This is a genomic window from Streptomyces sp. NPDC050548, from assembly GCF_044457385.1.
Lineage (GTDB): Bacteria > Actinomycetota > Actinomycetes > Streptomycetales > Streptomycetaceae > Streptomyces.
In genome coordinates this window covers 1-22,357 of sequence record NZ_JBITGV010000005.1, presented here as the reverse complement: position 1 = coordinate 22,357, position 22,357 = coordinate 1, and the positions used below count along the sequence as shown (strand labels likewise).

20 protein-coding genes are annotated in these 22,357 nt (G+C 70.9%); 18 read left to right on the top strand and 2 right to left on the bottom strand.

Annotation, left to right across the window (positions count from 1 at the left end; translation table 11 throughout):
* Positions 1-65 precede the first annotated feature (65 nt).
* The 4 genes from ACIBJH_RS15760 (at position 66) to ACIBJH_RS15745 (ending at position 3,359) form a co-directional block, all read left to right on the top strand.
* A complete protein-coding gene (locus tag ACIBJH_RS15760) occupies positions 66-956 on the top strand; it encodes a glycoside hydrolase family 19 protein (RefSeq protein WP_399117399.1) in 891 nt (296 codons plus the stop codon).
* Between the two features lie 238 nt (positions 957-1,194).
* Positions 1,195-1,905, top strand: a complete 711-nt coding sequence (locus ACIBJH_RS15755; protein WP_399117398.1) for a DUF4232 domain-containing protein — start codon at positions 1,195-1,197, stop codon at positions 1,903-1,905.
* 46 nt (positions 1,906-1,951) lie between these two features.
* A complete protein-coding gene (locus ACIBJH_RS15750; protein WP_399117397.1) occupies positions 1,952-2,341 on the top strand; it encodes a hypothetical protein in 390 nt (129 codons plus the stop codon).
* A 91-nt stretch (positions 2,342-2,432) separates the two neighbouring features.
* On the top strand, positions 2,433-3,359 hold the full coding sequence (locus ACIBJH_RS15745) for a trypsin-like serine peptidase (protein ID WP_399117396.1): 927 nt from the start codon (positions 2,433-2,435) through the stop codon (positions 3,357-3,359).
* 251 nt (positions 3,360-3,610) lie between these two features.
* On the opposite strand, the gene ACIBJH_RS15740 is transcribed toward ACIBJH_RS15745, so the two are convergent.
* Positions 3,611-4,765: a Gfo/Idh/MocA family protein gene (locus tag ACIBJH_RS15740; protein ID WP_399117394.1), complete on the bottom strand. Its 1,155-nt coding sequence runs from the start codon at positions 4,763-4,765 to the stop codon at positions 3,611-3,613.
* A 137-nt stretch (positions 4,766-4,902) separates the two neighbouring features.
* Here ACIBJH_RS15740 and ACIBJH_RS15735 point away from each other — a divergent pair, with 137 nt between their 5' ends.
* The 7 genes from ACIBJH_RS15735 to ACIBJH_RS15705 all read left to right on the top strand — a co-directional run bounded on the left by ACIBJH_RS15735 (position 4,903) and on the right by ACIBJH_RS15705 (position 12,456).
* A complete protein-coding gene (locus ACIBJH_RS15735; RefSeq protein ID WP_399117393.1) occupies positions 4,903-5,907 on the top strand; it encodes a LacI family DNA-binding transcriptional regulator in 1,005 nt (334 codons plus the stop codon).
* A gap of 25 nt (positions 5,908-5,932) precedes the next feature.
* A complete protein-coding gene (locus ACIBJH_RS15730) occupies positions 5,933-6,913 on the top strand; it encodes a dipeptidase (RefSeq protein WP_399117392.1) in 981 nt (326 codons plus the stop codon).
* 128 nt (positions 6,914-7,041) lie between these two features.
* On the top strand, positions 7,042-8,010 hold the full coding sequence (locus tag ACIBJH_RS15725; RefSeq protein WP_399117391.1) for an RNA polymerase sigma factor: 969 nt from the start codon (positions 7,042-7,044) through the stop codon (positions 8,008-8,010).
* An 85-nt stretch (positions 8,011-8,095) separates the two neighbouring features.
* Positions 8,096-8,998 (top strand): alpha/beta fold hydrolase, encoded by a 903-nt coding sequence (locus tag ACIBJH_RS15720; protein WP_399117390.1) that lies wholly within the window; start codon positions 8,096-8,098, stop codon positions 8,996-8,998.
* Between the two features lie 82 nt (positions 8,999-9,080).
* Entirely contained in the window at positions 9,081-9,770 is a 690-nt protein-coding gene (locus ACIBJH_RS15715; RefSeq protein WP_399117389.1) for an alpha/beta hydrolase, read from the top strand.
* Between the two features lie 222 nt (positions 9,771-9,992).
* Complete coding sequence (locus ACIBJH_RS15710; protein WP_399117388.1) at positions 9,993-10,883, top strand: GNAT family N-acetyltransferase; 891 nt, start codon at positions 9,993-9,995, stop codon at positions 10,881-10,883.
* Between the two features lie 559 nt (positions 10,884-11,442).
* Entirely contained in the window at positions 11,443-12,456 is a 1,014-nt protein-coding gene (locus ACIBJH_RS15705) for a glycoside hydrolase family 26 protein (protein WP_399117387.1), read from the top strand.
* A gap of 80 nt (positions 12,457-12,536) precedes the next feature.
* Here the strand turns inward: ACIBJH_RS15705 and ACIBJH_RS15700 are convergent, their stop codons facing one another.
* Entirely contained in the window at positions 12,537-13,649 is a 1,113-nt protein-coding gene (locus tag ACIBJH_RS15700; protein WP_374195596.1) for an arabinogalactan endo-beta-1,4-galactanase, read from the bottom strand.
* Positions 13,650-13,949: 300 nt separating this feature from the next.
* Here ACIBJH_RS15700 and ACIBJH_RS15695 point away from each other — a divergent pair, with 300 nt between their 5' ends.
* The 7 genes from ACIBJH_RS15695 (at position 13,950) to ACIBJH_RS15665 (ending at position 22,243) form a co-directional block, all read left to right on the top strand.
* Positions 13,950-14,885, top strand: coding sequence for an ABC transporter ATP-binding protein (locus tag ACIBJH_RS15695; protein WP_399117386.1), 936 nt, complete (start codon positions 13,950-13,952; stop codon positions 14,883-14,885).
* Positions 14,882-15,727: an ABC transporter permease gene (locus ACIBJH_RS15690; RefSeq protein ID WP_399117385.1), complete on the top strand. Its 846-nt coding sequence runs from the start codon at positions 14,882-14,884 to the stop codon at positions 15,725-15,727. The genes ACIBJH_RS15695 and ACIBJH_RS15690 overlap by 4 nt, the downstream gene beginning before the upstream one ends.
* A 103-nt stretch (positions 15,728-15,830) precedes the next feature.
* Positions 15,831-17,147: a sensor histidine kinase gene (locus ACIBJH_RS15685; protein ID WP_399117384.1), complete on the top strand. Its 1,317-nt coding sequence runs from the start codon at positions 15,831-15,833 to the stop codon at positions 17,145-17,147.
* Positions 17,144-17,836: a response regulator gene (locus tag ACIBJH_RS15680; RefSeq protein ID WP_399117383.1), complete on the top strand. Its 693-nt coding sequence runs from the start codon at positions 17,144-17,146 to the stop codon at positions 17,834-17,836. Before ACIBJH_RS15685 ends, ACIBJH_RS15680 begins: the two co-directional genes overlap by 4 nt.
* Before the next feature lie 153 nt (positions 17,837-17,989).
* The gene (locus tag ACIBJH_RS15675) at positions 17,990-19,123 is read left to right on the top strand and encodes a lactonase family protein (RefSeq protein ID WP_399117382.1); all 1,134 of its coding nucleotides are present in this window, start codon (positions 17,990-17,992) and stop codon (positions 19,121-19,123) included.
* A gap of 277 nt (positions 19,124-19,400) precedes the next feature.
* Positions 19,401-21,470 carry an elongation factor G gene (fusA, locus tag ACIBJH_RS15670; protein ID WP_399117381.1) on the top strand — a complete coding sequence of 690 codons (2,070 nt, stop codon included), beginning with the start codon at positions 19,401-19,403 and terminating at the stop codon, positions 21,468-21,470.
* A gap of 446 nt (positions 21,471-21,916) precedes the next feature.
* Entirely contained in the window at positions 21,917-22,243 is a 327-nt protein-coding gene (locus tag ACIBJH_RS15665; RefSeq protein WP_399117380.1) for a putative quinol monooxygenase, read from the top strand.
* Positions 22,244-22,357: the final 114 nt, after the last annotated feature.

Below are 22,357 nucleotides of genomic sequence, written 5' to 3'. Positions count from 1 at the left end.
ACAAGGCTCCGCTTCGCCCTGCCCTTGGCGGGGTACGGCCGTGCTCCACAGAGGAGTTGAACCCTGTGTCGAGACGCCGCATCGCCGCAGTACTGACCGCACTCGTCCTCGGTAGCCTTACGCCCGTGGTCCTCCCCGCCGCCGGCGCGTCCGCCGCGTCCTGTTCCAGCTATCCCAACTGGGTGGCCGGGCAGTCGTACGTGACCGGCAACATCGTCCGCTACACCGACGGCAAGGCGTACATCGCCGAGCACGACAACCCGGGCTACGACCCGGTCATCAGCACCTGGTTCTGGGAGCCGTACGCCTGCGACGGCGGATCGGGCACGCCGGTCGGCAACTTCGTCGTCAGCGAGGCGCAGTTCAACCAGATGTTCCCGAGCCGGAACTCGTTCTACACGTACAGCGGTCTCACCGCCGCCCTCAGCGCCTACCCGGGCTTCGCCAACACCGGCAGCGACACCACGAAGAAGCAGGAGGCCGCCGCCTTCCTCGCCAACGTCAGCCACGAGACGGGCGGGTTGGTGTACATAGTCGAGCAGAACACCGCCAACTACCCGACGTACTGCAACTGGAACGAGCCGTACGGCTGCCCGGCCGGTCAGTCCGCCTACTACGGGCGCGGTCCGCTGCAGATCAGCTGGAACTTCAACTACAAGGCGGCCGGGGACGCGTTGGGCATCGACCTGCTCAACAACCCCTGGCTGGTGCAGAACGACTCGGCCGTGGCCTGGAAGACCGCGCTCTGGTACTGGAACACCCAGAGCGGCCCCGGCTCCATGACCCCGCACAACGCGATCGTCAACGGCGCCGGTTTCGGCCAGACCATCCGCAGCATCAACGGCTCGGTGGAGTGCGACGGCAAGAGCCCCGCCCAGGTGCAGAGCCGCGTGGACGCCTACAACCGCTTCACCTCGATCCTGGGGACCACCCCGGGCGGCAACCTGTACTGCTGAACGTGCGGCACGGGCACCGGCTGGACCGTTCCAACGGCCGGTGCCCGTCCCGTCCACGCGTTCCAGGGAAGGTACGTTCCCGCAGCTCAGCCCCTGCGGGAGCGTTCCAGCTTCCCGTTTCCCCCGACTGCCCTGGCGGCTGGGACGGATCGCCACGCAAGCTGCGGTTGTTCGCAGCGAGACCCACCACGAACCGGGTGGCTCGCCTTCCAACACCGCACTCACGGGGAGCACGATCATGTCCAGCACCTTCTTCCGCCACCGCACGGCACTCCTCACGGCCGGCTTCGCCGCAGCCGCCTCACTCGCACTGACCGCCTGCGGAACCGGCCAGGACACGGGGGCCAAGAACCCCCCGACCACCGTCGCCGACAGCGGCAACTCCTCGACCGCGACGCCCAAGGGGAACACCGGGGGCACCGAGACGGGTACCTCCGGTACGGACGCGGCCGAGACCGTCTCGAAGTCGGGCCACGGCAGCACCACCTCCAAGGCCACCGGATCCAAGGGATCCCAGGCGACCGCGGGAGGCGTCACCTGCACCGTCGCCAACACCAAGGTCACCGCGCAGACCGTGGCACGTCCGCTGAACCACCTGCTGCTGACCGTCAAGAACACCGGCTCCAAGACCTGCTACCTGTACGGCTACCCGGCCCTGAACTTCCAGGACGCCCAGGCCGTCCCGCCGGTCGACAAGGACTCGCAGCCGCAGGCGGTCACCACGCTCCGCCCCGGACAGTCGGGTTACGCGGGGGTGAACCTCTCCAGCGCCGACGGCAGCGGCTCCGGCGGCTACACCGCGAAGACGCTCTCGGTGATCTTCCAGAACCGTGCGCTCGACTTCGTGGGCTCCGGCGTCAAGGTCCCGCTGCCCGCCAAGGGCGTCTGGATCGACAGCTCCCTGAACACCACCTACTGGCTGACCAGCATCTCGGACGCCCTCTACTAGGCAGACCGTGCCGCGAACTTCCCTGCCGAGCAGAAAGGACGCAGGTGTGTCCAGTACATCGAACGACGTGGACCGGCGGCCCGACCCCGGGGCACCCGCGCACGAGCACTTCGAGGTGGTGTGGCACACCTCGTCCGACGGCGCGTTCAGGAGAGCGGGCGTGCTGGTCTGGGAGATCATCGGCATCGCGGTGGGCCTGCACTCGGCGGACGAGGTACAGCCGAGCGGAATCGAGATCCGCGAGTTCGGGGGCCCGCTCGTCGTCAGGTTCGCCTACGGCGACGATCACGAACTCGCCCGCCGGCACACGGCGTTGGTGGAACGCCAGCTCTGGAGCTGCACGGTGGGGGAGTTCCTCGCCTTTCTCCGCGAGACGGCCGCCGACCCGGCGACGCAACCCGGATCACCGGATTTACCTCTCCTGGATTGCGCGTAGCCGGGCCGATCCGGGCCGCATCAACCACTTCAATCACCTGAACCACCTGAACCACCTGAACCACCTGAACCACCTGAGGAGACATCCCCCCATGTTCGACAGCCCCCTTCCCGGGAGCCGACGCCCGATCCGCCGTGCCACAGCGCTCGCCGTGGCCGGTGCGGCCCTCGCGCTCGCGGTCCCCGTCTCGGCCACGGCCGTCTCCGGCGCCGGCCGTGCCGCCGCTGCTGCGCCCGACCCGGTGTCCTCCTTCGGGTTCACCGCCCAGGAACGCAAGGACGCCCTCGCCTACTGGACGCCGGCCCGGATCAAGGCCGTGGGGAAGTCCGTGGACCTCGGGCCGACCGGGCCGAAGACCAAGACGTGGACCGGTCCAGAGCTGAAGACCGTGGGGCGGCTCTTCATGGTCAACGCCGGAGGGTCCGACACCTGGTGCACGGCCACCGCCGTGACAAGCGCCAACAAGTCCGTCGTGATGACCGCCGGGCACTGCGTCCGCCGCGCCGCCTCGCCCGACAACACCAACATGTCCATGGTGTTCGTCCCGGCCTACAGCAAGGGCAAGCAGCCGTACGGTGCCTTCGCGGTCCGTACCGTCCTGACGCCGCGCACCTTCGCCGAGGAGGGCACGAACGACGTGGCCGCGATGGTGGTCGACGCGAACAAGAGCGGTCGTAGGCTCACGGACGTCGTGGGTGGAACGCCGATCGCCTTCAACCGCGCGGTCGGCGGGAAGATCTCGTCCTTCGGCTACCCGGCCACCCACCCACAGCTCGGCGAGGAACTCCTGCGCTGCGTGGGTACGGAGAAGAAGGAGAACGGCCAGCAGGTGATCCCCTGCGACATGACCGGCGGCTCCAGCGGCGGCCCGTGGCTGGCCGGGTTCGACGAGGCAACCGGGAAGGGCACCCTCGTCTCGGTCAACAGCGCGCTGGACGGCTTCACGCCGACCAAGATGTACGGCGAGATCCTGGGCGCCACCGCCAAGACCATGTACGAGCGGGCCGGGCGCGGCTGACCACCGGTGTCCGAGGGCTGCCCCCGCCGACAGGGGCAGCCCCATGTGAGCACCGCCAGGGGAGGTGCGGTGACGGGCGCCTTGCCATGACAGCCGTGGGGTTGACCAACACTGCCGGCGCCCGCGACGTTCCGTTCCCCTGGCGGTGGGACCGGCCTGCGGTGCCGGGTGGGTGCGGGGGGCGCGAACCCCGGGAGATCGGTGCACCCAGTCGAGGGGAGGGGGTGCGCAAGGGGTACCTAGGTTCCGCTCTATGCCGGGCTGGCCCAGCCGCCGCTCTCGACGGAGCGCACCATGGCGTCCAGTACCGCCGCGCTGTGCACGGCGTCCGGGAGCGTGGCACCGTACTGCTTGCCCTCGGCGACGGAGCGCAGGAAGCGGTAGGCCTCGATCACCTTGAGGTCGTCGTAGCCCATCGCGTTCGCCGCGCCGGGTTGGAACGCTCCAAACTCGCCGTCGCCCGGGCCGACATACACCGTGGTGACGGGCTGGTCCTGGTACGTGGTGCCGCGGCTGACCGCCAGTTCGTTCATCCGGCGGAAGTCCCAGAACACCGCGCCCTTGGTGCCGTGCACCTCGAAACCGTAGTTGTTCTGCTCGCCGACCGAGACCCGGCACGCCTCCAGGACACCCCGGGCGCCGGAGGCGAACCGCAACAGGCAGTTGACGTAGTCCTCGTTCTCCACCGGGCCCAACTCGCCGCCGGTGGCGAGCGCGTGGCCCGCGGTCGCACCGGTGGGGCGGGCCCGCTGCGGCAGGAAGATCGCGGTGTCGGCGGCGAGGGAGGTGATGTCGCCGAGGAGGTAGCGGGCCAGGTCGGCGCCGTGCGAGGCCAGGTCGCCGAGGACTCCGTGGCCGCCGCGCTCCAGCTCGTAGCGCCAGGTCAGGGCGCCGTCCGGGTGGGCCGCGTAGTCGCTGAAGAGGCGGACGCGGATGTGGGTGACCGTGCCCAGCTCGCCGGAGGCGATCAGGTCGCGGGCGGCCTCCACGGCGGGCGCGTTGCGGTAGTTGAAGCCGACCGCGCCCTGGACTCCGGCCTTGGTGACGGCGTCGGAGACGGCGGAGGCGTCCGCGGTCGACAGGCCCACCGGCTTCTCGATCCAGATGTGCTTGCCGGCCTCGGCCATGGCGACGCCGATCTCGCGGTGCAGGAAGTTCGGCGCGGTGATGCTGACCGCCTGCACACGCGGGTCGGCGACCACGTCGCGCCAGTCGCGGGTGGTGGAGGCGAAGCCGAACTGCTCGGCCGCCTGCTCGGCCCGCCCGGGCACGTCCTCGGCGACCGACACGAGCTCCGGTCGCACGGTCAGCTGCGGAAAGTGGTGCGGGACACGGGCGTACGCCTGGGTGTGCACCCGCCCCATCCATCCGAAGCCCACGACGGCTACACCGAGCGAGGTCACCATGACTGCCCTTCTTTGGACCGGTCCATAAACTATCCTCGTCACAGTGAAACCCGTTCGTCCTAATGTCAATACCTGGCCGTCAACACCGAGTGTCCGCGCCTTTGACATGGGGCGCGACCGCATGGAACGGTCCAGCCATGAGCGCTCCGACCATCCGTGATGTCGCCGAGCGGGCCGGGGTGTCGAAATCCCTGGTCTCCCTGGTGCTGCGCGGCTCCGAGCAGGTACGACCGGAAAAACGGCAGGCCGTGCTGGCCGCGGTGGAGGAACTCGGCTACCGCCCGAACGCCGCCGCCCGCAGCCTCAGCGAGCGCCGCACCCGCTCCGTCGGCGTCCTGCTGAACGACCTGCGCAACCCCTGGTTCGTGGAACTCCTCGACGGCCTGGGCTCCCGCCTGCACGAGAACGGCCTGCACATGATGCTGGCCGACGGCCGCCTCAACCGCCATCTCGGCGAGGACCTCACGCGCATCTTCACGGAACTCCGCGTCGACGGCCTGATCGCGGTGGGCACCCTCCCCGGCTCCGACGAACTCCTCACCGCTGCCACCCACATCCCCACGGTGATCGCCGGCGCCGTCGAGCCGGTCCTGCCCAACGTCGACGTCGTGGCCGGCGACGACTCGTACGGTGCCATCCTGGCCACCGAGCACCTCATCGATCTGGGCCACCGCCGCATCGCCCACATTGCCGGCCAGGGCGTCGCCGGCGCACTCCGCCGCACCTCCTTCGAAGAGGTCATGCACGCCCACGGCCTGACCGACCTCGCGACGGTCGAACAGGGCGACCACACGGAGGAGGGCGGTTACCGCGCGATGGTCCGCCTGCTCACCGCCCCGCAACGCCCCACGGCCGTCTTCGCCTTCAACGACATCGCGTGCGTTGGCGCGCTCTCGGCGGCCGAGGAACTGGGCCTCCAGGTGCCTCGGGACCTGTCCCTCGTCGGTTACGACAACACATACCTCGCGCGCCTACGACACCTCTGGCTCACCACCGTCGACAACGGCAGCCATGACATCGGCCGCCGCGCCGCGCAGCTCCTCGTCCTTCGGATGAAGGACCCGAGGCGGGCGGAGGAGACGGTGTTGACGGAGCCGAAGCTTGAGGTGCGGGGGAGCACGGGGTCGCCCTCGACGGAGTAGCTCCGACGCGGGCATGATCCGTACGGTGTCGAACGAATCCGTGGAAGCGCGCCGCCCGCCCCTCCTCTGGGAACAGCACTGCTGCCTGCCACTCGAACGGCACGCGGATGTCGGCGAGTTGGCCCGCTACCGCAGACCCGGCGGCAGCTTCGTCTCGGTGAACGTCGGCTACGCGCCGCACGGCGCCGACGACGTCACCGGCCTGGTGACGAGCTGGCGGGAGCGGATCGCGGCGGACGACCGGCTGCGACTGGTCGCCGCCGTCGACGACATCGACGCCGCCGTGCGCGCGAGGCAGGTGGCGGTCGCTTTCGACCTGGAGGACTCCGGGCCGCTGGAAGGGGACTTGGACCGGGTCAGGTACTTCTACGACCTCGGTGTGCGCACCATGCTGCCGAGCTACAACACCCGCAACGCGGCCGGCGGCGGCTGCCTCGACCCGGTCGACGAGGGGCTCACCGGCTACGGGCGGGCGCTGGTACGGGAGTTGAACGCCGTCGGCATGGTGGCGGACGGCTCGCACTGCGGTGCCCGTACCGGCCTCGACCTGTGCGAGGTGTCCCAACTCCCCGTCGTCTACAGCCACTCCGGCATGCGCGCGGTGTGGGACCACCCCCGCAACATCACCGACGAACAGGCCATTGAGTGCGCCGCAACGGGCGGGGTCGTCGGGATCACCGGCGTCGGCATCTTCCTCGGCCCCAACGACGCCTCCGTGGCGGCCCTCGTACGGCACATCGACCACGCGGTCGACCTCGTCGGACCGGAACACGTCGGGGTGTCCACCGACTACCCGTTCGACGAAGGGGACTTCAACGCGATGCTCGAACAGAGCCCGGAGCTGTACCCCGAGTGCTACACCCGCTGGGGACCGATCGAATTCATGCCGCCGGAAGGCCTGTTGACCGTCGGGGGCGCGCTGCGGGTCCGGGGATATCCCGAGGACGCCGTCGCCGCGATCCTGGGCGGCAACTTCCGGCGGGTGGCGGCGCAGGTGTGGCGGTAGCGGGCGACCGGCCCGCCCGAGCCCGCTCCGGGCCGGACCGACCCGGTCGGACCACCCCGCGATGTGACGTCACGCGGCGCGCCCGTTACGTTCGTGGGGACGGACGGGAACGCCGGAAGAGGAACAGCATGAGCAGCCGCAACACGGGCGAGATCACGCGCATCGAGGACGCGGCGCTCACCCTGGCCGCGCAGGCCGGTGACGTCGCCTCCCTGGGGCTGCTCCTTGAGCGGCACCGGGCCGGGATGCGGGCGGTCGCGGTGAGTGTGCTCGGGCCGGGGCCCGACGTCGACGACGTGGTGCAGGACGCGGCGCTGACCGCCCTGCGGCGGATCGGGGACGTGCGCGACCCGGAGGCCGTGGGGCCGTGGCTGCGGATGATCGTGCGCAACACCGCCCGCTCGCTGCTGCGTGGCAGCGTCGACCTCCGGCCCCTCGACGACCTCCATGTGCCCGCCACGGAGTCCGGCCCGGAACGGTGGCTGGAGCACCACACCATGCGGGACTGGATCTGGGAGGCCATCGAGGAACTGTCGCCCGCGCTCCGACTGCCCCTGGTACTACGGCACTTCAGCGTCGGCGTCACCTCGTACGAGCGGATCGCGGAGGCCTGCGGAATCCCCGTCGGCACCGTCCGCAGCCGCCTGAGCCAGGGCCGGGCCAGGCTCGCGCTGGCCCTCGCCGCCACGGCCGACGCCCCGCACGGCGACGCCGGACGCCGCACCCGCGCCAGCCGCGTAGAGGCCCGCGAGACCCTGGAGGCGGCCGAGAGCGGACACTTCGGCAAGCTGATCACCGAACGGTGGTCGCCCGAGGCCGCGTTGGTCCGCGGCGGTGAACCGGTGGGCGGCAGAAGCCTGTTGGTGCGCGGAATGGAGTGCGACCTGGAGGCCGGCGTACGGCAGCACCTCGCGCACGCCGTGGCGAGCCGGTCGCTCGTCGTCTGGGAGATGGACATCACCAACCCCGCCGACGACCCCGAGCACTGCCCGCCCGCCGTGGCCTGGCTGATGAGCCTGGACGGCGCCGGACGGGTGCACCGCCTCCGCCTCGTCCACCCCCGGCCGGTACCGGTCCCGCACTCCCTCCTGGTGTGACGGGCATCACGCGACCCGTTTCGAACTTCGCCCTTTCTCCCGCGTCCTGTCCGTGTCATCGCCACGTGCCGGACAAGGAGATCCCATGAGCACCACCCCTTCGACCGACCCGCTCGCCACCGGAACGCACACCGTCGAGATCGACGGAGTCACACAGTGCTACCACGTCCACGGGACCGGTCCAGTGTGCGTCGCGCACTCCGGCGGACCCGGCATCTTCTGGGAGTACCTGCGCATGCCCGCGCTGGAGGAGCACCTCACGGTCGTCTACCCGGAACCCGTCGGCACCGGCGCCTCCGGCCGGCTGCCCGCCCACCCGCACGGCTACACGCGGGCCCGCTACAGCCGCTTCCTCACGGCACTGATCGACCACCTCGGCGTCCCCGAGGTGCACCTTCTCGGACACTCCCACGGCGGTTTCGTCGCCCAGCACCACGCCCTGCACCACCCCGACCGCCTCGCCGGCGTGATCCTCTACGAGAGCGCACCGGTGACCGGCCCCGAGCACGGCGCCGAGGCCATGCGCCTGGTGCAGGAATTCGCCGCCCGGCACGCCGACAACCCCGGGCTCCCCGAGGTCGTTGAAGCGTTCCAGAACATCCCCGGCATCTCCGACGACGTGGGGACCACCGCCGTGGCCCGCGGACTCTTCCCCGCCTACTTCGCCGACTTCTGGGGCCGGGAGGTCGAGTTCGCCCCCGTCCGGGAGGCCGTGACGGCCACCCACATCTCCGGACTGGACGAGGGCCACACCCCGGACGTCGTCGACGACCGCGCCACCCTCGGCGCGCTCACCGTGCCGACCCTCGTCCTCGTCGGCCGCCACGACGTCATCTGCGGAGTGCGCTGGGCCGAGGAACTCCACGAACTCATCCCGGGTTCGGAGCTGGTGATCCTGGAGAACAGCGGGCACTTCGGGCATCTGGAGGAACCGGAGGCCTTTGCGAAGGCGGTGACCGCGTTCGTCGAGGCCGCGGGCCGAAACTAGGTCATTCGGTCGAAGCCCCCGTGAACGGCCCGGCCTAGCGTGGAGCCGTCCGGAGGGTTTCCGAGAAACAAGGAGCAACGGCATGAGCGCCGTCAAGAACATCGTCCTCGTGCACGGCGGATTCGTCGACGGTTCCGGATGGCAGTCCGTGTACCGCCTGCTCACCCAGGACGGGTTCCGCGTCAGCGTCGTACAGAACCCGACCCTGTCCCTCGAAGGCGACGTCGCCGTCACCCACCGCGCGCTCGACGCCCTGGACGGTCCGGCGGTGCTCGTCGGCCACTCCTACGGCGGCGCCGTGATCACCGAGGCCGGCCGCCACGACAAGGTGGCCGCGCTCGCCTACATCGCGGCCTTCGCGCCGGACAAGGACGAGTCGGTCGGCACCCTGGTCGCCGACCCGGCACCCGGCGCGCCCGTGCCGCCGATCCTGCCGCCGGTCGACGGCTTCCTGTTCCTGGACCGGGACAAGTTCGCCGCGTCGTTCGCGGGCGACCTGCCGGCCGAGGACGCCGCGTTCCTGGCCGACGCCCAGGTGCCGTGGGGCCTGGACGCACTCGGCGGCACGATCACCGAGCCCGCCTGGCGGACCAGGCCCAGCTGGTACCTCGTCACGACCGAGGACTGTATGATCCCGCCGCCGGTCCAGCACCAGATGGCCGAGCGAGCCGGCGCCACGGTCTCCGAGGCCGAGGGCAGTCACGCCATCTACGTCTCCCGGCCGGAGGCGGTCGTGGAACTGATCAAGCAGGCCGCCGCCGACCGGGCCTGACCGTGCGCTCCGTACCGGGTCACCGGAGCCACCCGATACGCCATTCCGCCATTCCCTCCGACACCCACTGACCACCTGCACCTCCTGACGACCTGCACCCCCGACTACTCGAACCCTCTGACAACCTGACCACCTGTCAACTCTCCGCGACAGCCCGCCTGTTCCCCTCAGGCGGGCTGCCCGCGTGTCCCTCCCGGGACCACCCGAGAAAGAAGCAGCACCTTGACGACCGTCGTCCAGCCGTCCGTCGCCGAGCAGTCCGAGGCGGAAGCCCTCTACCGGTTCCAGACGGAGACCCCCGAGCACGTCCGCACCGCGCTCGGCATGAGCGCCACCCGCATCGGCGGCGGGGTGGTGCTGTCGATGCGCAACGACAGCACCCACTTCTGGAGCAAGGCCCTCGGCTTCGGAGTCACCGCCCCCGTCACCGCCCAACTGGTCGAGGAGGTCTGCGACTTCTACCGCGCCGAGCGCACCCCGCAGGCCGTTCTGCAGATCGCGCCCGCCTTCCTGCCCGAGGACTGGCCGGAGATCTGCGCGCGGGAGGGCATCGTCCGCGCCCCGTCCTGGGTCAAGCTCGTCTGCCCGACCGACGAGGCCGTCGCCCGCGCCGACGCCCTGGACAAGCCCGACGGCATCCGGGTCACCCCGCTGGCCGCCGAAGACGCCCTGGAATGGGGCACGGTGATGATGCGGGCCTTCGGCACACCGGTCGAGCACTACGCCGAGATGGCCGCTTCGACCGTGACCCGGCTGGGCTGGCATCCCTACGCCGCCTGGTTGGACGGGGAGTTGGTCGGCACCGGCACCCTGCTCGTCCGCGGCGAGACGGCGCAGATGTTCGCCGGCGCCGTACTGCCCCACGCACGCGGTCGCGGCGGCCAGACCGCGCTGCTCGCCGCCCGGGCCCGCGCGGCACGCAAGCTCGGCTGCCGGGTACTTGTCGCCGAGACGGGCGCCGAACAGCCCGGCACCCACAACAGCTCCCTGCACAACATGCTCCGCCTCGGCTTCGAGGTCGCCTACGAACGCCCCAACTGGCGCTGGCACTTGAACCCCGACGAGGCGGGCACGAGCACGGACCCCGACGGAGCGAGCACAACGGGGAACTGAGCCGAGGGTGTCACGGAACCGGGGCGGTCGGCGCGACGTGCGGACCGCCCCGGGAGGTGACGTTCAACTTCCGGGAGGGGCTGGGGAGATGAGCGGCCACGGTGTGCGAGGGCAGAAGGGCCGCGCGGGGATCTGATTGTTCGTCGGTCCCGTGGCGGTCGTCGCCAGGCGCCGGGCGCGGCGACCGCCGCCACGAACAGGTCGTGGTCGACGACGTCCGCGACGGCCATCGCCCCGGCGGCGTCCGTCACTTGGCCGGCCGGGGCGAGGCCGACGTGATACCGGTCCTGCGACCGCCGCGACGCGCTTCGCCGCCTCCGCGCACCGGTCGGCGCGGATCACCACCCCGGTGAACCCGTCGGCGGCCACAGAGTGCGGAGCACGAACCCCGGCACCTCGTCCGGCGTGCCGAGCACCGACAAGACCTGGACCCGCGGCGCCACTTCCCGTGCATGTCGTGAATGGCGTGCTACGTCATCTTCTGCCCCGCGCTGGTACGTTGCTCGGGCGTCGGAGCCGTCCGGCGCCCCACGCACCCGGGAAGAAGGAGAGGCGTCCAGTGGCCCCGCACGGGACGCGCCGCAGCCTGCCGGCCCTGTTCACCGTCGTCCTCGCGTTCGTGCTGTTGGCCGGACCGGCCTGTGTGCCCGGTGGCGAGCCCTCGCCCCGGCCCGCGCAGGCGGCCCCGGCCCACCCGTCCGGCCCGCCGACGGCCTACGGCGCGTACGTCGGCTACGGACCCGAAGCCGTCCGTCGGGTCGCGGAGTTCGGCGCCTGGCTCGGCCGGCCCGAACCCCGGGTCGGCCACGCGTATCTGCCCGGCGACACCTGGACCGGTATCGAGGGCGCCACCGGCGACCTGGACCAGTGGGCCGAGTGGCGCCGCGCCCGGCAGGACCGTCTGCTGGTCCTCAACGTCCCGATGCTGGACCGCAACGAGGCCCACCTGCCCGACGACGTGGTCCGCGCCGAGTTGGAGGACGGAGCGAGCGGACACTACGACGACCACTTCCGCGCACTCGCCCGCCGTCTGGTCCAACTCGGCGTCCCCGACACCGAGATCGTCCTCGGCTGGGAGATGAACGGCACCACCTACACCCACCGCTGCGCGCCCGACCCCACGGCGTGGAAGAAGTACTGGACCCGCATCGTCACCGCGATGCGGTCCGTCCCCGGCCAGCGACTCCGCTTCGACTTCACCCCGAACCGCGGCCTCGACGCGATCCCCTGGACCGACTGCTACCCCGGCGACGCCTACGTCGACGTCATCGGCATGGATGCCTACGACGCCCCCCGGGGCCTGTCCTTCACCGGCCAACTGACTGAGCCGTACGGCCTGTTGGCGCAGGTCGACTTCGCCCGCGCCCACCACAAGCCCATCGCCTACCCCGAGTGGGGCCTGTTCGACAACGGCGACAACCCCACCTACATGCGCGGCATGCTCACCTGGATGGCCGGACAGCACCCGCTCTACCAGACCATCAGCGACTACTGCCCGCACGGAGTGTGGCGCTGCCGCGCCAACCCCAAGTCGGCGGCCGTATACCGTGCCCTGACGGATCATCAGCCCTGAACGTCCAGCACCTCGCATGCGCAGAACGGCACCGCCCGCGGAAGCAGGCGATGCCGTTCGTGGGACGTCGAACTACCCCACTACGCCGTCCACTTCACGTTCGGATTCACCTGACCGGTCCAGTTGAAGATGGCCATGTTGTCCCAACCGTCCCCGCTGGTCGCGATGTTGGCCGGGTCCCAGCCGTTGCCCGTGACCGCGTACCAGGTCGGCTCCCAGTAGAAGACGCCGATCGCACCCGCGCTGCGCGCCGTGTTCTGCACGGCGGTGAACTCCGCGCCCTGGCCCGCCCAGGTGAGCGGATAGCCCGAGCAGCCCGACGTCACCGAGTTCGCCGTACTGTCCGCGTCGGACGAGGTGAACGGATAGGCCGTCTCCGCGATGATGACGTCCTTGCCGTAGCGGGACTTCATGTCCGAGACGACGCTGCCCATGTTGGCCAGTGTGCCGTGCCACATGCAGTAGTAACTCAGCCCGGTGATGTCCCAGTTGACGCCCTGCGCTTTGATGCCGTCGTAGAACCAGCGGGCGTTGGAGTCGCTGTCCGCGTCGGCGGTGTGGATGATCACCTGGGTGGAGCTGTTGCAGGCCTTGGTCGCGTTGTAGCCCGACTTCAGCAGCAGCCCGAGGTTGGTGAAGCTGTTGTTGACGACCTTGCCGTCGTCCCACAGCATGCCGACGTTGATCTCGTTGCCGATCTGCACGCTGTCCGGGGTGGTGCCCTGGGACTTGAGGCTGTTGCAGACGTCGTAGGTGTAGTTGTAGACGTCGGTCTGCAGCGCGCTGATGCCGTGGCTCGCCCAGGCCGCCGGCTTGTACTGCTTGCCCGGGTCGGCCCAGGTGTCGGAGTAGTGGAAGTCGATCAGCAGCTTGAGGCCCTTGGCCTTGACCTGCTTCGCGTAGGCCAGCACCTTCGCCTTGTTGTTGTAGCCGCTGGCGGGGTTGTTCCAGATCCGCAGGCGGACGTAGTTGACGCCGGCGCCCTTGAGGATGTCGAGCGGGTCCTTGGCGGTCCCGCTGGAGTCGTAGTACTTGGCGCCGAGATCGATCGCGCGCTGTGCGGACGAGACGTCGGCGCCGAGCATCGTGAGCGAGTTCGCGGCGGCGGCGTCGGTGGGGGTGAGCATCGCCGCCGGCAGGGCGACTGCGGCCAGCAGCAAGGCGGCCTTCACTATGCGGCCCGGGATTTTCACGGGGTACCCGACCTCCTTGGGTCGACTGACATGCGCATGCGGGTTGGGTTCTGAGAACGTTCACAGTAAGAGAGGTAACAGGCACTGTAAATATGTGTGACGGTTGTATTTCCCGCAGTTGGTGGACGTGAAGTCCGCGCGAATGGAGTGGGAACGTACACAACACGCAGCGCACAGTCGTACCGCGGTACTACGCCCGCCCCCGCAACGGCCCCTCGGTACGACGGGTTTCGGGCCCCCGTCCTCCTAGCGTTGCCGGTGTCCAGTCGGGGCATTGGCACGTGAGCGTGAGGGATGGCGATGATCGAGGCGCAACAGCTGACGAAGCGGTACGGGGAGAAGACGGCGGTCGACCGGCTGGACTTCGTCGTCAAGCCGGGCACGGTCACCGGCTTCCTGGGCCCGAACGGTGCCGGGAAGTCCACGACGATGCGCATGATCGTCGGCCTGGACGCGCCCACCGCCGGCACCGTCACGGTCAACGGCAGGCCCTATGCCGAGCACATTGCACCGCTCCAAGAGGTCGGCGCGCTCCTGGAGGCCAAGTCGATCCACCCGGGCCGCTCGGCGTTCGACCACCTGATGGCGCAGGCATACACGCACGGCATCCCGCGCCGCCGCGTCGACGAGGTCATCGAACTCACCGGACTCCAGTCCGTGGCCAAGAAGCGGGCCGGGGCCTTCTCCCTCGGCATGGGGCAGCGGCTCGGCATCGCCGCCGCGCTGCTCGGCGACCCGGCGACCGTGATGCTCGACGAACCCGTCAACGGCCTTGATCCAGAAGGCGTGTTGTGGATCCGCAACCTGCTGACCGGGCTCGCCGCGGACGGCCGTACCGTCTTCGTCTCCTCGCACCTGATGAGCGAGATGGCACTGGTCGCCGACCACCTGATCATCGTCGGACGGGGGCGGCTGCTGGCCGACACCACCGTGCAGGACCTGGTCCGGCACGCGGGCGGTGACACCGTCACCGTGGCCTCCGAGCAGCCCGCCCGGCTCCGCGAGGTCCTCGCCGGTCCCGGCGTGGAGATCACCGGTGAGGTCGGCTCCGAGGAACTGCACGTCACCGGGCTGACCGCGCGCGCCATCGGCATCCGGGCCGCCGAGCACCGCATCCCGCTCTTCGAACTCAGCGCACGGACCGTCTCCCTGGAGCAGGCGTTCATGGACCTGACCCGGGACGCCGTCGAGTACCACGGCACCACCACCGTCGAGACCCCCGGGAGGGCCGCGTGAGCACCGCCACCGCCACCGACAGCGCCGCACCCGCAGCCGTACGGCCTGCCCGTCCGCCGTACAAGGTCACCGGGCGCCGCGTGCTGCGTTCCGAGTGGGCCAAGCTGTGGTCCCTGCGCTCCACCTGGATCACCCTCGGCCTCGGCCTGCTGTTCCTGATCGCGTTCGGCCTGATTGCCGCCGCGCACTACAAGTCGTCCTACGACGGCGGGCACTTGAGGCCCGACGACGCCAACTCCACCGCGCTCGACATCTCCCTCTTCGGCACGAACTTCGCGCAGCTCGCCCTCGGCGTACTGGGTGTCCTGGTCACCGCGGGCGAGTACTCGACCGGCATGATCCGTTCCACGCTGGCCGCCGTACCGCGCCGGCTTCCGGTGCTGTGGTCCAAGGCCGCCGTGTTCGGTGTGGTCGCGCTCGGCGTCTCGCTCGTCGGGGTGTTCGTCGCGTTCCCGATCGTCAGCGGCATCGTCTCCGGCACCCCCGCCGCCCTCTCCTTCTCGCACTCCGGAGTCGTCCGCAGCCTGCTCGGCGCCGGTCTCTACCTCGGCCTGGTCGGCGTGATCGGTACCGCGCTGGGCGCGTGGCTGCGTTCGGTGGCCGGCGGTATCTCGGTGCTGGTCGCCTCGCTGATGCTGGTGCCCGGACTGATCGAGCTGCTGCCCAGCTCCTGGCAGGACAACATCAGCCCGTATCTGCCGAGCAACGCGGGCCAGGCGATGTTCGCGCTGACCCACGACTCGACGACCCTCTCGCCCGGCGCCGGACTCCTGGTCTTCCTCGGTTGGACCGCGCTAGCGCTGGGCGGTGCCGCCTACCGGCTGCTGAAGACCGACGCCTGAGCCGCGCGACGCGGCATCCGGCCTGCTCGGCGGTCGGATGCCGCATCGGCGTGCGGCCCCACAATGGACAGGTGACCTCCATGAACCCGGATCAGTGACACCGATGAGCCCCGACGACCCCGCCCACGTGCTGTTCGCGGAGACGGACCTCCCGTGGAGCCACCCCGTGGCCGGCCGGCTGTCCCGGTTCGGCCGCCGGGTCAAGCAGGGCGACCGGCGGCACCCCTGGGTGCTGGACACGGCTCTGATCGTCCTGGTCGTGCTGATGTTCTGCCTGCCGGACGTGCTGGACGGCGACGACGGCCGACGGCGCGGCTTCGACAACAGCTTCATCCACCTGCCCTGGCCGGCGACCATCGCCCTCCAGCTGGGCCTGGTGCTGCCGCTGCTGTGGCGGCGCCGCCGGCCGACCCTGGCCTTCGCGCTGATCGCCGCGGTGTTCTTCGTCCAGGCCGGTCTCGGGGTCTGGCTGCGCGCGGACGTCGCGCTGTTGATCTCCCTCTACAGCCTGGTCCTGCACGGGCAGTTGCGGCGACTGCCCGCCGCCTGCGCGGTCACCCTCGCCGCCCTGGGACTGTTCGCGCTGCGGCTGCCGTCCGAAGTGCCGGTCCTGGACGCTCTGTTCGTCCTGTTCAGCACCATCACCGCGGCCGTCGCGCTCGGCTTCGTGGTCCGCATCCGGCGCGCCCAGCTCGCCGTACTGCGCGACCGCGCGGCCCGCCTGGAGGTGGAGCGCGACCAGCGGTCCAAGCTCGCCGCCGCCGCCGAACGCACCCGTGTGGCGCGGGAGATGCACGACATCATCGGCCACAACCTCTCCGTCATCATCACCCTCGCCGACGGCGGCGCCTACGCCACCGACCTCGCGCCCGAGCGCGGAAAGCAGGCGCTGCTCCTCATCGGCGACACCGGCCGTCAGGCGCTCGGTGAACTCCGGCGCATGCTGGGCGTGTTGCGCGTACAGAGCCCCACCCCGGACGCCCCCGAACTCAGCCCGCAGCCGGGAGTCGCCGACCTCGACGCGTTGTGCGCCCGGATCCGCGCGGCCGGTCCGCAGGTCGTGTACCGCACCGGCGGCGACCCGGCCGCCCTGGACCGGGGGGTCCAGCTCACCGTGTACCGCATCGTGCAGGAGGCCCTCACCAACGCCCTCAAGCACGCGGGCCACGACACCCGCGTCGAACTGACCGTGCACGTCGAGGACGCCCGGGTGCGCATCGACTGCCACGACACCGGCCCGGCCGGGACCGTTCCAGGACCCGCACCGAGCCACGACGAAGGACACGGACTCGCCGGCATGAGAGAACGCGCCGCCCTCTACCACGGCACCGTCACCGCCGGCCCCGCCCCCGGCGGCGGCTGGACGGTACGGGCCATCCTCGACCTCACCCCGCTCGACGCGATCGGGGGAGCGGCATGACGACTGTGCTCATCGTGGACGACCAGCCCCTCCAACGCCTGGGATTCCGCATGCTGTTGGAGGCCAACCCCGACACCGAGGTGGTCGGCGAGGCCGGGCACGGCGGCGAGGCTGTGCGGATGGCCGCCGAACTGCGGCCCGACGTGATCCTGATGGACGTACGGATGCCCGGCATGGACGGCATCGAGGCCACCCGCCGGGTCGTCGCGGCCGGCGACCGCTCCCGCATCCTGATCCTCACCACCTTCGACCTCGACGAGTACGCCCACGAGGCACTGCGCGCGGGAGCCAGCGGCTTCCTCCTCAAGGACGCCCACCCCGAGGAACTCCTCGCCGGCATCCGCGCGGTGGCCTCCGGCGACGCCGTCATCGCCCCCGCCCTCACCCGCCGCCTGCTCGACGCCTACGCCCAGCACCTGCCGAAACACTCACCGGAAAGCCCTACGGCGGCTCCGGCGACGGACGACCCCCGCATCCGCTCCCTCACCGAACGCGAGCGCGAGATCCTCCTCGCCATCGGCCAGGGCTGGACCAACGGCGAGATCGCCGAGCGCCTCTTCGTCTCCGAGTCCACGGTGAAGACCCATGTCGGCCGCGTCCTGGCGAAGGTCGGCGCCCGCGACCGCATCCAGGCCGTCATCCTCGCCTACGACCTGGGCCTCGCCCGCCCCAACGCCCCTGATCAGTAGCCGAGTTGAGCGTGCGGATCGCGAAAGCTCAACTTGCGTGACCCGCACGCAAAGCTTCGTGCGCGCGGTGGACGGCCGCGCGCATCGCGACAACTGTTGCTTCCCATGGTCGAGATCAAAGGGGCTGTGTCCCGCAGAACGTTATTGGGCGCCATGACGGCGACGGCGACCGCGGCGACCGTGCCGCTGACCGCCGGAGCACCGAGCGCCGAAGCCACTCCACGGGAGAGACCCGACCTGCTCTACGTCGGCAGCTGGAACGGCGGGCAGGTCCACGGGATCGAGTTCGACCCCGTAGAGGGAGTCCTGACGTCCAACGGGCCCGTGGCGCAGGTCAGTTCGGGCTGGGTGACGGCCCATCCGGACCGTCCGCTGCTCTACGTCGGCAGCCAGCTGAACGGCGGAATCGTCACCGCCTTCGCCGTCGACCGCACGACCGGCGCGCTCGCACAGCTCGGCCAGGTGAGCACGGACGGCGGAGCCACGGCAGGCGGCGGCCTGTCGTACCTCGGCGTGGACCGGTCCACGCGCACCCTCCTCGTCGCCAACTTCGAGGCGGGCCTGGCCACTTCGCTCCCGATCCGCCGGGACGGCACACTCGGCGCACCCGTGTCGGTCGTGGTGGACACCGGATCGGGGCCCAGCCCACGCCAGTCGGGACCGCACCCGCACCAGGTCGTCGTCGCACCCGGCCGCCGCCACGCCCTGGTCCCCGACTTCGGCGCCGACCGCGTCTTCGTCTACGGCTTCGACGGTACGACGGGTGCGCTGTCCCCGGGCGGGACCGGTCCAGGCGCCTACGCCAGCGACCCCGGAGCGGGACCGAGACGGCTCGTCTTCCACCCCGACGGACGCAAGGCCTACCTGCTGACCGAACTCACTGCCGAACTCCAACTCCTCGACTGGGACGGCAGATCCGGCGAGCTGACGCACCGCCAGAGCCTCGCGATCGACTCGCCCGACTTCACCGGAACCAAGAGCGGCGCCGAACTCGCCATCAGCCGCGACGGCCGCTTCGTCTACGCGTCGAGTCGCGGTGAGAACACCCTCGTCGTGCACGAGGTCGAGCGGCGCACCGGGCTGCTCTCCCTCCTCCAGCGCATCCCCAGCGGGGGCCTGAAGCCCTGGAGTTTCACCGTGCACCCGAGCGGGCGCTGGCTGCTGGTCGCCAACGAGGCGAGCAACACCCTCGACGTCTTCGCCGTGGACCCCCGCGCCGGGCTGCTGACCGGCACCGGGAACTCCCTGTCCCTGCCCAACCCCGACTCCATCGCCGTCCTTGCCTGACCGCCCGCCCCCGATAAATCGCATGCCCCACCACCCCGGGCTTCCCTACACTCGCCACAACCATTGACGAGTGAGACGAGTGAGGGGAGCCCGCCGTGCGTGACCGCACCGCAGTGATCCTCCTGTCCTCGTCCCTCCGGTACCCGCCGCGCGGCCGGTACCGGACACCCGTGACGAGCAGCTGAGCATCCGACGCATCTGACTTCACGTCAACTCTCTTTCCTCGTACGGGAATCGCGCCGCCCTGAACGGAATCACTCTCGAAAGGCCACGGGCCGTGCGCACCGAACGCCCTGTCACCAACCCGCTCACCGCCGTCCGCAACCTGGGCATCCTCGCCCACGTCGACGCCGGCAAGACCACCGTCACCGAGCGGTTCCTCTACCTCACCGGCTCCACGCACAAGCGTGGCGAGGTCCACGACGGCACCACCGTCACCGACTTCGACCCCCAGGAACGCGACCGCGGGATCACCATCTTCGCCGCGGCCGTCAGCTGCGCCTGGGACGGCCACCGCGTCAACCTCATCGACACCCCGGGACACGTCGACTTCGCCGACGAGGTGGAGCGCTCGCTACGCGTCCTCGACGGGGCGATCGCCGTGTTCGACGCCGTCGCGGGCGTGGAACCGCAGAGCGAGTCGGTGTGGCGCCAGGCCGACCGGTACGGCGTGCCGCGCATCGCCTTCGTCAACAAACTGGACCGCGCGGGCGCCGACCTCGACACCGCCGTCGCCTCCATCCGCGAACGGCTCCATCCGGCGCCGCTGGTGGTGCAGTTGCCGATCGGCACGGAGGACGGCTTCACCGGAGTCGTCGACCTGCTGCGTCTACGGGCGCTGGTGTGGGCGGACGTTGACGGCCCCGTGGCCGAAGTCCCGGTGCCGGAAGACCTGTTGGCGGAGGCGCGCGGGCGCAGGCGGCTGCTGGAGGAGGCGGTGGCGGAACTGCACCCGGGCGCGTTCGAGGAGTTCTGCGCCGAATCCACCCTGTCCGCAGGGACGTTGAGCACGGCACTGCGCGACCTGACCCGCACCGGCGACGGTGTGGTCGTGCTGTGCGGCTCGGCCTACCGCAACCGGGGTATCGAACCGCTGCTGGACGCCGTGGTGGCGTACCTGCCCTCGCCGTCGGACGTGCCCCCGGTACGGGGAACGTACGACGGCGGTGAACAGGAGCGGGCGGCCGACCCCCAAGTGCCGTTGTCCGCACTGGCGTTCAAGGTGAGTGCGGCGGGACCCGGGCGGCTGACGTATCTGCGGATCTATTCGGGCGCGATCGAGAGAGGAGACACGGTGTGGGATCCGAGCACACGGCGCACCGAGCGGATCGGGCGGATCCTGCGGGTGCAGGCCGACCGGCACGAACGGCTGGAACGCGCGGTCGCCGGGGACATCGTCGCCGTGGCCGGACTCAAGTCCGTCCGCGCCGGCTCGACCCTGTGCGCACCCGACGCCCCGATCCTCCTCGAACCGCCCGCGGTCGCCGACCCGGTGGTCTCGGTGGCGGTCGAGGCCCGCAGGAGCACCGACACCGACCGGCTGACGTCGGCGCTCGCCCGGCTGGCCGAGGAGGACCCGTCGTTGGTCGTACGGACCGACACCGAGACCGGCCAGACGGTCCTGTCCGGCATGGGCGAACTGCACCTGGAGGTCGCGGTGGAGAAGATCCGTCTTGCCACCGGGGTGGAGGTCGACGTCGGCCGGCCGCGGGTGGCCTACCGGGAGACGGTGGTGCGCGGGGTGTCCGGGTTCGTGTTCCGGCACGTCAAACAGGACGGCGGCTCCGGCCAGTTCGCGCACGTCGTACTGGACGTGGAACCGCTCGACGGCGATGACTCCGGCCCGGGCTTCGAGTTCCGTTCGGCGGTCGTCGGCGGGCGGGTGCCGCAGGAGTACGTCCGCTCGGTGGAGGCGGGCTGCCGTGACGCCCTCACCGAGGGGCCGGTCGGCGGGTTCCCGGTGACCGGGCTGCGCGTCACGCTGACCGACGGGGCGACCCATGTGAAGGACTCCTCGGAGCAGGCGTTCCGCACGGCCGGCCGCCTCGGCCTGCGCGAAGCGCTGCGCGCCTGCGAGACGGTTCTCCTCGAACCGGTCGCCGAGGTCACGGTCACCGTCCCCGAGGACGCGGTTGGAACGGTCCTGGGCGACCTGTCCGCCCGCCGCGGCCGGATCACCGCCTCGACGACCCGCACGGGCTCCGCGCTCGTCACGGCGACCGTGCCCCTGGCCGAACTCTTCGGCTACGCAACGAGGTTGCGCAGCCGGACCCAGGGCCGCGGCACGTTCACGGCCCGGCCGACGGGGTACGCGCGGGTGCCGGGCGGGTTGGCGGTGGCCCGGTAGCGGCGTACGGGCGGGAGGCGTCTCCACGCGGGGCGCTTTCCGCCGCCGGTCTCGGGGGCCCCAAGGCGGGCCTGGGGTGAACTCGCAGCCCGTGCAGGGTGGTTGCGCGTTCGGCTGTGGGCCGGGCACGCCCCGACGCGGGACGCGGTGCGTCGCAGGTCTCGGGTACGCGAGCTTGGACGACGTCTGCCCGTAGGTCGAACTCGCGGGCCGGGCCGGGCCGGGCATGGCAGGGCGGTTGTGTGGCAGCGGCAGTCGAGGACGGCGGCCGTGCCCCAATAGGGGCGCGTGGACGGGGACGGGCGCCGGCCGCGGTGGTGAACCGCCCCGTGCCCGCCCCCGTAGGGGAGGTGTCCACGGTGGGGCACCTCCCGCCGCCCGCCCGTGGGAGGCACGCTCGGGACGGCACGTTTCCGCGTGCCGTCCCGACAATCCAGGAGCACCGCATGATCTTCATCGCCGTACGGTTCCCCGTCCGCCCCGAGTACCGGGACGAATGGCTGGACCGGGTCGCAGAGTTCACCGCCGCGACCCGGGCCGAGCCCGGCAATCTGTTCTTCGACTGGTCGGTGGACGCGGTCGATCCGAACCGTTTCGTGCTGCTGGAGGCGTTCGCGTCCCCGGAGGCCGGCGCCGTCCACGTCGACTCCGAGCACTTCAGGACGGCCATCGCGTGGATGCCGGACGTCGTCGCGGCGACGCCCGAGATCATCCATGTCGAGGTGGAGGGCGGGGGCTGGTCGCCGATGGCGGAGATCACGCCCCGGGTGTGACGGTGGTGGGGGGGGGCCCGGGGGGGGGGGGCGGCCCCCCCCCCCCCCCCCCCCCCGGGGGCCGCCCCCCGCGCGGGGGGGGGGGCGCCGGGGGCCCGGACGGCGCCCCCCGCG